Below are 12,688 nucleotides of genomic sequence, written 5' to 3'. Positions count from 1 at the left end.
GGCAGGCGGTCTGCGGCGCCGGGGATGCGTCCCCCTTCCGGCTGTGCCTCACCGGCATTCGGGCGAACGAGGTGGCAGGCCGGGCCCGGGTAGTACCGTGCGGCCAGGATCTCTGCCCCGTGCCCGGCCCGCCTTGCCGCAGCTCGCATTTCATGAATGGGCGATGTCGCGCTCCGCCCCCCTGGCCTTCGCGGCGTCTTCGGTGGGGGCGGTGTTGCCGGCGGCGTCCTGGATCGACAGGTCCAGGTATAGGCGCGCCAGGGCGAGGTACTCGGCGCGCTCCCGGGTACTGATGTTCTCCCACGATGCCTGGGCGGCATACGCCTGGGCCTTGTCCCGGTTGGTTGGGTAATGGTCGAAGTTCGGTTTCACGTGCCGCATGGCGCGGGTCCCTTTCGGACGGGCCAGTGCTCGACGCCCGGATGGACGGCGGGCCGTCGGATGTCTGGTGACGTTCGGTTGTGCCCGCCGAGGGTCGGCGCGCGTGTCGGAGCGGGCTTTCTCAGGGTGACGACGAGCACAGGGAGGGCGCGGCCGCGGGAGGGGCTCGGTCTGGTCAGCGCTGGATGACGCGAACAGCGTGGCCCGTATGGAGCGCGGCCCTCGGTGGCATCGAGTCCGGAGCTGCGCTGTCGGAGGTGGAGGCCAGGGTGTACCCGCCCGGGTGCAGGGCTTGCAGCAGACGTCCGGGAACGGCTGCTGCTCCCCGGCGATCCCCGGGCGCCACGGCTACCTTGCAGAGAACCCCGTCGCTGGGGCTGACCCACGTCTCCGTGTCGAGCACCTCGCGCACGCCGGCTGCCCCAAGGGCCCACCGGACGCCGCGGAGAAGGTCAGGAGCGCTGGCCGGGCTGCTCATGGAGAACCGTCCTTCGGGTCGATGTGCCGGTGTTCGAGAGCGGATGCGGTCTGTGGTCAGAGGTTGATCAGGTCGCGGATCGCGTCGGGCAGCTCAGCGATCCGGGCAGGGTGGTCGAAGTAGTAGTCGCGGATGCGGCCGGCGAGTTCACGGTCGACGGTGAACGCCTGCGGCGCCGCCGGCAGTCCGAGCGCGACGCGCGCGGCGTCATCCAGGTAATCGGCGAGCCGCTGGAAGTCCCGCCCGTCCTCCTGAGCCTTGAGCTGGGCGAAGGTGGGGCGCGGCCCCACCTTCGGGAGGGGGCCGACGGGCCGCATCGCGGGCTGACCCGCCAGGCGCGAGTCGCGGGGAGTGGATTTCTTGTCCGCCATGTCATCCTCCGGATCGGGTTCGAGGGTGGCGTTCACCCGTAACATCATAATATCTCTATTCCTAAACTTTGTCAAGCGTTACGATAAAGTTGCATTCAGTGTCTGGGTACCTCCCTCATGTCGACCAGTTGAACCACGACGCACCTGCGACCGTTGATCTCGACGTCCTCCTGGACCCCCACGGACACCCAGTCCGAACCGCTCCCGTGCAGCCGCTCCCGCTCCAGATTCCCGTACTGCGACACGTGCGCCACCGCCGCCCCGCCGCGGGAAACCATCTCGAACACGACCGCGTGGTCCGCCTCGCCGACTCGGCCGTCCGCCTCCCACCGCGTCTGGGCGAAAAACTCGCCGGCCGCCACCTCGGGGCAGTGCGACGACGACAGGAAGGACGGGCTGCGGTACCTGCTCCCGGCCGGAAAGGTCTCCCGGGCCCACGCGGCCACCCGGTTGGCCTGCCGAGCCTCCATCGGCGGAGTGAACCCCCGGTACGTGTGATGCGGTGTCCCGGCCCGCCCCGCCGCGCGGATCGCGGAGTTGACGTGCCCCGCCACCACCGCCATCGGAACGGTCATCGACTCCGCCGGCTCCTCCATCGGCCTCCCGCTGTAGAGGTGCGTATTGATCTGCCGGTACTTCGAACCCGTATACATGCTGATCCAGTAGCGCTCCTCGGAGTTGAGCCTCTCCGCCCACACAGCCGATTCGGGCACCAGCGCCCCGGCCCGCTGCTCACGCAACTGCTCCCGGACCCCGGCGCGGCCCAGCCCGTGCTGCTCCCAGGGGCGGGCCGCCTGCCCGCTGCGCGCTGCGGCGATGATCTGCTCGGCGTGGTCGGCTGGGACGCGGTCGTAGATGACCTGTCCGTCCTCGGTCCGGTAGGGCCATGGCGAGTTGGCCAGTGCGTCGTAGCGGTCCTGGTCGAGGCGGGTGAACACGACCCGCGCGTGCGGCGGTTCGTCGCCCTCGCCCGGGTAGACCGTCGCCGCGCCGGCAAAGTGCTCTCCGCGCCAGGCGACGGTCTGCCCGCCGTCGGCGCGCGGGATGAACGTCGCGGCACCGCCGGCGCCGCTGGCCCGCGCGAACGCATCGGCCGCGCGGACATGCTCCGGATGCTCGGGCATCCGCGGAGCCGTCCACCCGTCGTCGGGCTCCGGCGCCGCGGGGCGCGGGGACAGCGCGTAGGCGTGGCGAGGATCCGCGGCGTTGGGATAACCCGCCTTCCGGCCGGGGTCGGAGAGCATCGCACGGGCGGCAGCCGCGGACTCCTTCGCATGGTCCGCGTACAGCTGCGCCTGGCCGTCGTCGCCCTCCTCGACGGCCTGCTTCGCCTTCGCCGCCCACACCCGGGCACTCGTGTACGCGCCATGAGCCGGGTGACCGGCGTCGGCCACGGCAACGGCGTCGCCCAGCTTGCCGGATGCCGCGCGCCGGGCGGCCCGGACGGCCGGGTGGGAGGCGACGCACCGCCGTCCGCCCTTCGATTTGGACCTGCACACGCTGCGCGCTCCTTCCTCCCTCACCCGCGAAACCGCAGGGCCGCCCTGTGCCGGGCAGTGATGCGATCCTGAAAGGAACAACCTGTGGACAGAGGACGGCGCAGCAGCGGACGGCCTGAGCATCCGCTGCTGCGGAACATGCGCCGGCAGAAGGAGCAGGTCAGTACCGCAGGGTGTCCTTCACGTCGACGAGCTGCACGACCATGCACGGTTTGCCGGCCACGTCGACGTTCTCCTGAACACCGACCACGACGAACTCGGACCCGCGGGGCATCAGCCGCTCGCGCTCGTCGTTGTCGTACTCGGAGAGGTGCGCGACCGCCGCGCCGCGCCGGGAGACTGTTTCGAAGACGACGGCGTGATCGGCTTTGCCCTTCTCGCCGTCGCCGTGCCAGGAGCGGTCGGCGAAACCGGAGGCCACCTTCGGGCAGTGGGACAGGGACATGTAAGAGTCGTCCCGGTAGCGTCCGCCGACGACGAAGTTCTCCCGGACCCAGGACGAGACGCGGTTCTCCCTGCGGACCTCCATGGGCGGTGTGAAACCGCGGTAGCACCGGTGAGGATCCTGCGACTCACCGGCGGCCGCGATCGCGGAGTCGATGTTGCCCGTCACCACCCGCATCGGCGTGGACATGTCCTCGGCGGGCTGATCGAGGTCGCGGCCCGTATACAAGTGCTCGTTGATCTCGCCGTACGCATCTCCGGTGTACGTCCTGATCCAGTCGCGCTGCTCGTCGTCGAGGTCCGACACCCATTGCCGCGACTCCGGCACCAGACGATCGGCCTCCACGCTGTCGAGGGCTGCACGGTGCGGCGCGTCGCTGAGACCGTGTCTCTCCCACGGCTTGGCCTCACGGCGGGAGGCTGCCGCATGGATGATCTGCTCGGCGTGGTCGGCTGGGACGCGGTCGTAGATGACCTGTCCGTCCTCGGTCCGGTAGGGCCATGGCGAGTTGGCCAGTGCGTCGTAGCGGTCCTGGTCGAGGCGGGTGAACACGACCCGCGCGTGCGGCGGTTCGTCGCCCTCGCCCGGGTAGACCGTCGCCGCGCCGCCGAAGTCCTTGTCATTCCAGGCGGCCGTCTGTCCGCCGTCCTCCCGCGGTGGCATGACCCGGGCGCGGCCACCGATCCCGGCGGCCCCGGCCAGCGCATGCGCGGCCCGGGCCTGCTCCGGTGGCGGCGGGGGCGGAGCGGTGTTCGGCGCGGCCGGATCACCGGCGTCGGGGTACGGCTCCCTGGGCTGCTTCCCGCGGGTGTAGGACCGGGCCGCGGCCGCGCACTTCTTCGCGTTGTCCGCGTACATCCGAGCCCGGTCGTCGTCCCCGGCCTCCAAGGCGCCCCGGGTGTGCGCGGCCCATGCCTGCGCGTTGGCGTACGCCGCGCGCGCGTCCGTATCACCGGCCTCGGCGACCGCCTTGCCCAGCTGCGCGGAGGCGGCGCGCCGGGCCGATCGCATGGCCGGCTGCGAGGACATACACCGCCGGCCCCCCTTCGTAATGGACCTGCACACGTCTGCTCCCATATGCCGCTTTCCACGCGACCGTCCGTCCGGGCGGTTGGGTGATCTTGCGGGGGAGGGCCTGTGGACAGAGACCTGGAGAAGCAGGCCAGTGCAGCCCGGGGCTTGGCGCGGGGCCGAGGAAGACAACACGGGGGTGAGGCGGGGCAGCCGTATGGGCTGCCCCGCCTCCATGTCCGGCCAGCCGGGAGAGCGAGGGGCCGGCGGACCATCGCCGGGGTATGGAAGTCCTCGGGCCGAAGATGTCCGCGGAACTGATTGGAGGCCCCGGTGGCCCGGGCTCGTGATCCGCTACAGGGCTTCCACCCAGCCGTCGGCCGTTCGCTGTACCGGGTATCGGCGGGCGAACCGCGTCCAGTTCAAGGCGCCGAAAGCCTCAAGGCGGTCATGAGTACGGAAGACGACGTACTCATCGGCGAACTCGTCCTCCGGTACCGCGACGCCGAACTCAACCGAGCTGGCCATGTTCCCTCTCGAGGGTGACCCGCACCGACTTCCGTCGCGCGGGTGCCTGGACGGCGGCACTGCACCAGCACGCCGGTCTCGCGTGAGCTCTCGCCGATCGGCTCATCAGTCCGCGATGAACGGGGCCATTGTCTTCTTGGACGGGGTCGGCTTGTTGTCCAAGCGCATGTACGCGCTCCACTTGGCGCGCGAGAAGTAGTGGCCAGCGTCGGTCACCGGCGGATTCGGCTGGCCGTCGACGAACCTGATCCTGCCGTCGACGTTCTCGACGGTGAAGGCATGCCCGCCGCCGCTCTTCCACATCACACCGACCATGCCACGCGACCCCGGCTCACTGAAGGCGCGCTCGATCTCGGACCGGCCAGTATCTGCGGTGTCACTGTCGCAAACGGTGAAACTGCTGCCCCAAGCCTTGCCGAGTTCGTCCATGCTGCGGCCCCGGCCGCCAGAGGCGGGTCCGGCCTGCACATCCATCCCGCGCCGGCGCAGCTCATACGCCTGGGCCACATGGCTGCAGTTCATCGAGTAGGCCGCCACGCCCTTGCGATAGTGCGGGTTGGCGGCGTCTAGCGCCTTGTCGACCTGCTTGTTCGTACGCCGAGCCGTTGCGGCTCGGACGACGGTTCCCTGGGTGTGGCGCCGTGACAGCTGGGCGGCGTGGTTCATCTGGTTCTTGGCGTCGAGGGCGGCGCGCTCTGCCGCGTCGTGGTCCCCCTCCTGCGCGGCAGCGAGGGCCCGGTCGGCGCTCGCCTCCGCTCGCTGGCGGGCCTGCCACGCGGCACCGCCATAGTCGATCTCGCCCTCGTCGAGGGCCTGCTGGTAGTTCTTGGCGGCCGCAGAGGTCACGGTCGCATACCGCGCCCGTCGGACCGCCAGACTGCTTCCCCGGCAGCGCCTGCCTCCCTGCGCGAGTGACCTGCACACGATCTGCTCCCCTGTGTCGGACCAGCGGCCTGGTCGTTCACAGGGAAGGCTGAAGCGGCGGTCCTGTGGACAGAGGCTGGCGAATCAGCACTCAGCGGGCCCGCCCACCTCGTGCCCGCGCGCCATGAGCAGGGATGAGCGAAGGCGGGCGGCCTGTGAGGGCCGCCCGCCTTCGGCAGGTGATACAGGTCAGGAGAGCTGGTCGGCGACCAGCTCAGCGAACTCCAGCTCACTGAGGATCTTCGTCCCGAACTGCTCGGCCTTGGCCAGCTTGGAACCGGCACCCTCGCCCGCCACCAGGATCGTCGTCTTCTTCGAGACGCTGCCGGAGGCGGTTCCGCCCGCGTTCTCGATCAGCTCGTTCATCTCGTTGCGGTTGCGCCCGGCCAGCGGGCCGTGCATCCCGCCCGTGACCACGACCACCTCGCCCGCCAGCGGCTTGCTCGCGGACCCACCCCCGCTGGAGACGCGCTCGGTCATGTTCACCCCCGCACCGGCGAGCTTCTCGATGACCGAGGCCATCACGGCGATGTGCGCGGCGATCTTCGGCGCGTTCGCACCCGGCAGCTTGTTCACCTCGGCGAGCGCGGCGGCGTCAGCGGCCTGAATCTGGCTCATCGTGCCGAAGTGCCGCGCGATCTCCCGCGAGAGAGTCCGCCCGGTCCGCACAATACCCAGGGCGCAGAACACCCGGTTCAGCGGCTGCTGCTTGGCCTTCTCGAACTCGGCCAGCAACGAGTCGGCCCGCTTCTCACTCCCGGTCGCACCGGCAAGCTGCGCCCGGGTGAGGAGAAACAAGTCGCCTACGTCGCTGACCAGGTCCGCGTCGACCAGGGCCTTCAGATAGGTCACCCCCAGGCCCTCGATGTCGAACTGGTCGCGGCCGACCGCGTACTTCAGAGACGGCAGCAGGCCGCAGCCGCCGTCCACGCCGCCCGCGCACTCCCACCGTCCGCCCGACGTGTCGATGCCGCCGTGGCACTTCGGGCACGCCTTGGGAAGCACGATCTCGGTCTCGGCACCCGTACGCAGCGAGGTCACCGGAGCCTCGACCCTGGGAATGACGTCCCCCGTCTTCCACACCATGACGGTGTCACCGATCATGAGACCGCTGTCCCGGATGAACGCCGGATTGTGAAGGGTGGCGTAGGTGACCGTGCTTCCGTCGACCTCGACGGGCTCAAGCACGGCGCGCGGCGCGATGATCCCGGTACGCCCGACGTTCCACTCCACACCGACGAGCTTCGTCTGCGCCTCCACCGCCGCGAGCTTGTAGGCGATCGCCCAATGCGGGTGCCGCGTGGCGAACCCGGCAGCCCGCTGCTCGGAGAAACGGTTCGCCTTGATCACGACGCCGTCGATGCCGAACGGCAGCTCGGCCCGCAGCGTCTGGATCTCCTCGACGCGGGTCTGAACCTCAGCCAGCGATCCGCACACCAGCAGTCCGACCTCGGTGGTCTCGGTGGTCTGCACACCGAGATCGGCCACCTGCCGCATGACAGCCTCGTGCGTCTCGCCGTCGAAGAACTCGGCGTCGTCCAGAGGGACGGCGTTGTACGCGAAGAACGTCGTCTCGATCACGTACGGCCGGTCCTTCGCGCGCAGGGTTCCCGCCGTGCCGTTGCGCGGATTCGAGAACAGCTTCGCCCCGTGCGCCGCACGGATCTCGTTCGCGGTCTGGAACTGGGCCCGGGTCAGCAGGACCTCACCGCGGATCTCCACGGTGACGCGGTCCGGCAGCTGAGAGGGAAGTCCGACGATCGTGCCGATCGCGTGGGAGAGATCCTCACCGTGCGCGCCGTCGCCGCGGCCGACGAGCTGGACCAGCTGGCCGTCACGGTAGCGGGCCGCGATCGCCGCCCCGTCCAGCTTGGGCTCGACCGCGTAGCCGCCGGTCACCGGCCCGTCGATCCGGCGATTCAGGGACGCGCCCCACTTCTCCAGGCCCTCGGAGTCGAAGACGTTGTCCAGGGACAGCATGGGTACGCGGTGAGCGACATCCCCAACGGGTGCCACGCCGCCGCCGACCTTCCCGGTGGGCGAGTCGGCCCGGATGTGGTCGGGGTGCTCACGCTCATAGACGGAGATCGAGCGGGCGAGTGCGTCGTAGGAGGCGTCGTCGAGGTGGGAGTCTCCGGCACGGTGGTACGCCGCGCTCGCGGACAGGGCCTCCTCGACCGCCTTCTCGTAGGCGGTGCGGTCGGTCAGCGGGGCAACAGGCGCAGCAGTGGTCATGCGGTGATCCTTCCGGATGGGTCTGACAGTCAAGGGCAGGACAGAGCGGGTACGGGGCTAGGGCCGAGTGAGATGGGCGTCGCACACCCAGGACCGGACCCAGCCCTCGGTGACGCGGTCGACCAGGACGTCGTGGCTGTTTCCGCCGGGTTCACACAGACCGCACTCGACGCGCTCGGAACGCAGCAGCCGGCGCGCGGCGAAGTGGCCCGTGCCGGGCAGGGTCCACCGCTCCGTGCGGACGGTCTCGTTGTCGTGCAGGCGGTAGCTGACGGAGACGCGGGTCATCCCCGACAGGTCGTGGCCGGCAGCGTTGCCGGTGATGGTGACCGTGGTGCCACCGACGTCAAGGAGATCCCCCTCCCGCAGTTCGCGGGCCTCGACGGCGGTGGCGACGGAGCCGTCCATCACAACGGTCCCCGCAGGCAGGTCGGCCAGGCGCATGGCCCAGTCCTTTCACAAGAGGAGGGCAAAGGGGAGGAAGGGGCGATGCCGTAGAGCGGCGCCGCCCGCGCGGGCCAGCAGAAGGCTGTCGATGGCCCGTGGTTCGGTCCCTCCAGCGCTACACGGCTCCAGCGATAGCGCTCTGAATGGCCCTGAGCTGCTTCTCGGCCGCCCTGGCGCGGGGCTTCCACTCGTCCAGCTCGCGGCTGATCCTGCCCAGCTTCTTCAGCGCGTCGTCGCGTTCGGCCTTGTACCAGGCGGACTTCTGCGCCCGGTCGATGACCTCGGCGAGCGTCAGCCCTCCGACGTCGATCATCGAGTGGTCCGGGGCCTCCCCTGCGACGAGTGCCGGTGCTGGTGCCGGGGTCTTGTGGGCCTTGGTGTGGGGCCACACTCCGTTCGCGCTCGGTCGGGTGAACGCGCACTCGGGCCAGACGCAGTTGTAGACCACGGAGCCGTCGGCCAGGAGGACCTTCAGAACCTCCCTGTAGTGCCGGGGGCTCTCGGGGGTGCTGCGAGGCGTCTCGGCGAACTCGAACTCGATGACCTCCTGGCCATTGAGAATCCCGTTGGAGGTTGCCACAGATGCAGTTTCCTAACGTGTGGAGGGAGAGGGCGGAAGCGGATGCAGGGCGGTCAAGGGGAGCCGGGGACGGGCCCGGCTCACCGTGACCGGGTTACCGGGGACGGGTGGGCCGGACCCGTGTCCGGCGACCGGCGAGTTCGGCGCGGCTGAAACCACAGGCCGGGCAGGGACGCGGGCCGCCGGATTCGGGCGGGCCGGACTTCCAGGTGAGACCGCGCCCGCAGCGTCCCCAGACGGATGCGATCCAGTAGCCGGTGCGCTCCTCGGTCCGCAGGCTGTCGGGGTTGCCGGGCCAGTAGCGGACCGACCAGGCCCCGGCCGCGATGTGAACGAGGACGCCGTCGTCGTGGCGGCTGATTCCGTACCCGTACTGGGCGGAATCGTGCTCGGCATCGTGGAACACGGGAACTCCGTCGCTTCAGTCGCTGAGGGAGGGGCCGCCGGGAGCGGGGGAGTGCTCCCGGCGGCCGAACGGGGCCGTCAGGCTGCCAGGGAGAGCAGTGCCCGGTAGGCGGAGGTCTTCTTCTTGGTGACCGTTCCGGTGTCGGCCAGCGACCGTGCTGCGCGCAGCGAGTTGCTCTTGGCCTTGGTGAAGTGGTCCAGGTACTCGCCGACGGCGTTCCATCCCGCCCATGCGGTTCCCCGGATGCTCTCCTGGGTGCCCGCGCTCTCGAAGAGGCCGCGCAGGGTGGCCATGCGCTGCTCGTAGTTCCTGCGCGTCTGTGTGGTCGGACTGGTCGGGACGGGCCACAGGTCGCGGCCGGTGACGAGATTCTCGAACTGGCCCAACGTCAGCGGAGTGTTCAGCAGGCGGTCGGCCTCACGCTCGAAGGCATCCTGCCAGTCGAAGAGGATGGCCAGCTCCTTCTCCAGCGTGACGAGCTTCTTGAGGGCCGAAGCGGTGTGAGGGACCGAGACCTTGTGCGGGGCCCCCGCGATGATGAGCCGCTGCATGTTCCCGCAGTCCAGACGGGTCGGTCCGATATGCAGAGAGTTGGATGAGGAACCGTCGTGGCTGCCGAACAGCGTCAGGTGCATGTCGTGCTCGTCAACCCCGCCGATACGGACGGTGCCGGGCAGGCTCATCGAGATGAAGAACTTGCGGCCGCCCGCGTAGCCCCCCGCCTTGTGGAAGACGGCACCGCTCTCGGTGCGAGCCAGGTCCAGAACCCGCTCGTACGCCTCGATCTGGACCGGGGTGTACTTGCGGCCGACCGTACCCAGGTACTCGGTCTCCCTGGTGCGCGGGTTGGTGCGCACCGTGGCACGGGTGTCCGGCATCTTGATCTCGTTGATCGTGACGCCGTCCTTGGAGACCGTGGCGCTCTTGGCCGTGACGCTGCCGAGCACGCGGACGTCCCAGTTGCTGAGGTGGGCCGTGTCCAGGGCTTCGCCGGCGGTGGTCGCCTCGCGGATGCTGGTGCCCAGAATGCTCCAGGCGTCGGGGCGGCCGGGGGCGCGGAGGGCGGTTCCGTCGGTGGGGGTCTCAAGCACAGTCACAGGCAGACTCCTCGGTCAACCGGGAGTCCCATCCAACTCCCTGATGTCTTTAATTTAACATGAGGGGTACTTTAGAGTCAAGTTAAAGACGTCATGGGGGAGGGTCGCTACCGCAGTCCCGCGGGCACGGCAGAATGCCGCTCGGCGGAGACGTCGCCAGCCAAGGCGGTGCGGGGAGCGGTGCAGTACGCGCACCCGTGCCGCAAGGGCTCCGGGAGGAAGTTGCATGGCGGGACAGAGAGAAATGCCGGCAAGGGGCCCGGCGACGTAGTCGTGATCGCCGAGTCAGAGGTATGGGGCACAGCAACGGTGTGGACTGCTCTGACGGGCGTGGCCGTGTGCACGGGCTGGCTCGCCTGGCGGCGGTGGCGGCACGAGCGGGAGAATCCGCCGAGCAACGCGCCACAGGAGCCGCGGGCGCAAGAACGGGGCCGGACGGCAGACCGAAGTCTTCCCCTTCAGGGACGAAGGGGATGTGCAAGACCGCCCGGCCCCTCACCACGAACCCCCCACCCAGTACACCGGGCAGGAGAAGAACGCGAATCTACTCTACCCCCCGGGAGCACGGCAGGGCCCGCGGTGCTCCCGGGAGTCCTCCCGGCGGGGTGAGGGATGGTGTCCCCGGCTGCGGGCGGGATGGCGCGCGGTCATGCGTTCTTGTCGAACAGCACGCAGTTGTGGAACCCGTCCTCGGTCGCTGCCCTCTGCGGCCCCTCGCGGTCGGTGTCCGGAACGGGGCCGCCGCGCCACCGCAACGGATCACCGAGGTTGAGGGGGGCATCCGAGCTTCCGTTCAGCCAGCCATAGATGCCTCCGTCGTAGTAGTAGACGCCGCTGTTCTCGAAGTAGAACTCTGAGCTCCCCCGATAGCAGCCTTCGTCGAGGAACTCCCAGCGGCACACCAGCCGCTGGCCGAGTACGTCGTGGATGATGCCGAAGACGCGATTGATGTCGTCAGCGGTGTACCCGTCGGAGAACACGCCGCGCAGTGCTGCGATGCCGGCCGGATCAGTCGGCTCCGGTGCGGTCTGGATCATGCCGTCCTGCCTTTCAAGGGCTTCTTCCGTCGTGGTGCCGAGGCTGCTGACCGGACCGCGCTGGTACCGACCGCGTCGTGTGACTCCCAGCACGGAACCTGCGGCGGTGGACTCGTGGCTACACCCGAGTCGAGGCTCACCGGTTGGGGATCCTGATCTTCCTGCGTCTGTCCTGGGAATCCGTCAGGAGCCGGAGGCTGTGCCCTCGGTGGAGGCGCCCTCACCGAGTTGGATCTTTCGGTTGCGAATCAGCCAGTCGCGGACCTCCGCAACGTCGCGGGTCTTGCTCTCGTCCTTGGCCGGGAAGGGATCGTCCTTCAGGTCCGGGGTGTAAACGCGTGCGAAGTGCTTGATGGACACAGGGCTGATGCCGAGCTCACGAGCGAGTGCAGTGACGCCCATGCGACGTGACTCCCGCGCGGGCGATGCACTTCCCACCCGCAGGGCGGCCAGCCCTGCGTTCTGCAGGTCCAGGAACTCGTTCAGCCACTCCTCCTGCTCAGGGTCTGTCAGGTGAAGAACTTCGGACAGCCACTCGGTGGATACGGGGGCACCGGAGGACCGCATGACCCGGGCGCGTTCGATGGCGTCGCGCTGGCCGACGGTGAGCCCCAGTTCGTCCAGATAGACGGTGCCGTCCGCGCGCGGTTCGTTGCCGTCGGAGGCGTGCCGCAGCAACCACGCGCGGCGGTCTGCCCAGGAAGGTGCCTCACCCGTGTCGGTCTGCGGCATCGGGTCGTCCTTCCGCAGCCACCATCCGCGAACCTGGCTCCAGGAGCGCTTGCCGTCGTGGTCCGCCGGCGGGAAAGGATCGGCAACCGCGCGGGGCGCGAACCGCTCGGCGTACTTGTTCACGGCGCGACGCGTCAGATCAAGAAGGTCGGCCAGCGCGCTGGAGTCCATCAGCACCAGATTCGGCTCTGCGGCGAGGATCTTTTGCTTCAGCCCGCGAGGGCCGGACCGGTTGGTCCCCGCAAAGCCCTTGGACGCGTACCAGGCCAGAACCTCGTCGCGGGGCCAGTAGCCTGTGCGTCCCTCGCGCCGGACCTTGGGGAAAGTGGGGTCCCCCACCCAGTTCTGGATGTGCGCACGCCCGGTGGCGGCGGCGATCTCCTTGCCGGTGACGAACTCGGGCAAGGCCTTGAAGGCCTCCCGGACTTCTTCAATGTTCTTCATGTGGGGTCTCCAGGTGGGCATTCTGGCAGCCGGGAAAGGGGACCGGGGGCCCGTTCGTTTCGATAATATCCTC

General features: G+C 69.3%; 13 protein-coding genes. All 13 read right to left on the bottom strand.

Annotated features, from left to right (window positions below; all coding sequences use genetic code 11):
- Nucleotides 1-150: 150 nt before the first annotated feature.
- Nucleotides 151-372, bottom strand: a complete 222-nt coding sequence (locus AAFN69_RS23185; protein ID WP_347730613.1) for a hypothetical protein — start codon at nucleotides 370-372, stop codon at nucleotides 151-153.
- Nucleotides 373-915: 543 nt separating this feature from the next.
- Complete coding sequence (locus AAFN69_RS23180) at nucleotides 916-1,266, bottom strand: hypothetical protein (RefSeq protein WP_347730612.1); 351 nt, start codon at nucleotides 1,264-1,266, stop codon at nucleotides 916-918.
- A gap of 59 nt (nucleotides 1,267-1,325) precedes the next feature.
- On the bottom strand, nucleotides 1,326-2,729 hold the full coding sequence (locus tag AAFN69_RS23175; RefSeq protein ID WP_347730611.1) for a hypothetical protein: 1,404 nt from the start codon (nucleotides 2,727-2,729) through the stop codon (nucleotides 1,326-1,328).
- Between the two features lie 160 nt (nucleotides 2,730-2,889).
- Nucleotides 2,890-4,203, bottom strand: a complete 1,314-nt coding sequence (locus AAFN69_RS23170; RefSeq protein WP_347730610.1) for an ADP-ribosyltransferase — start codon at nucleotides 4,201-4,203, stop codon at nucleotides 2,890-2,892.
- Between the two features lie 336 nt (nucleotides 4,204-4,539).
- Complete coding sequence (locus AAFN69_RS23165) at nucleotides 4,540-4,713, bottom strand: hypothetical protein (RefSeq protein WP_347730609.1); 174 nt, start codon at nucleotides 4,711-4,713, stop codon at nucleotides 4,540-4,542.
- A 105-nt stretch (nucleotides 4,714-4,818) separates the two neighbouring features.
- On the bottom strand, nucleotides 4,819-5,637 hold the full coding sequence (locus AAFN69_RS23160; protein ID WP_347730608.1) for a toxin glutamine deamidase domain-containing protein: 819 nt from the start codon (nucleotides 5,635-5,637) through the stop codon (nucleotides 4,819-4,821).
- 189 nt (nucleotides 5,638-5,826) lie between these two features.
- Complete coding sequence (gene ligA, locus AAFN69_RS23155; protein WP_347730607.1) at nucleotides 5,827-7,872, bottom strand: NAD-dependent DNA ligase LigA; 2,046 nt, start codon at nucleotides 7,870-7,872, stop codon at nucleotides 5,827-5,829.
- Nucleotides 7,873-7,929: 57 nt separating this feature from the next.
- Entirely contained in the window at nucleotides 7,930-8,316 is a 387-nt protein-coding gene (locus tag AAFN69_RS23150) for a hypothetical protein (protein ID WP_347730606.1), read from the bottom strand.
- A gap of 118 nt (nucleotides 8,317-8,434) precedes the next feature.
- On the bottom strand, nucleotides 8,435-8,899 hold the full coding sequence (locus tag AAFN69_RS23145; RefSeq protein ID WP_347730604.1) for a hypothetical protein: 465 nt from the start codon (nucleotides 8,897-8,899) through the stop codon (nucleotides 8,435-8,437).
- A 94-nt stretch (nucleotides 8,900-8,993) separates the two neighbouring features.
- Nucleotides 8,994-9,305 (bottom strand): hypothetical protein, encoded by a 312-nt coding sequence (locus AAFN69_RS23140; protein ID WP_347730603.1) that lies wholly within the window; start codon nucleotides 9,303-9,305, stop codon nucleotides 8,994-8,996.
- 77 nt (nucleotides 9,306-9,382) lie between these two features.
- Nucleotides 9,383-10,402, bottom strand: coding sequence for a DUF932 domain-containing protein (locus tag AAFN69_RS23135; protein ID WP_347730602.1), 1,020 nt, complete (start codon nucleotides 10,400-10,402; stop codon nucleotides 9,383-9,385).
- A gap of 647 nt (nucleotides 10,403-11,049) precedes the next feature.
- The gene (locus AAFN69_RS23130; protein ID WP_347730601.1) at nucleotides 11,050-11,439 is read right to left on the bottom strand and encodes a hypothetical protein; all 390 of its coding nucleotides are present in this window, start codon (nucleotides 11,437-11,439) and stop codon (nucleotides 11,050-11,052) included.
- Between the two features lie 183 nt (nucleotides 11,440-11,622).
- Nucleotides 11,623-12,615, bottom strand: a complete 993-nt coding sequence (locus AAFN69_RS23125) for a hypothetical protein (protein WP_347730600.1) — start codon at nucleotides 12,613-12,615, stop codon at nucleotides 11,623-11,625.
- Between the last annotated feature and the right edge of the window lie 73 nt (nucleotides 12,616-12,688).

Origin of the sequence: Streptomyces sp. CAU 1734 (assembly GCF_039888735.1) — a bacterium.
Taxonomy (GTDB): Bacteria; Actinomycetota; Actinomycetes; order Streptomycetales; family Streptomycetaceae; genus Streptomyces.
This window is presented reverse-complemented; position numbering and strand designations above follow the sequence as displayed.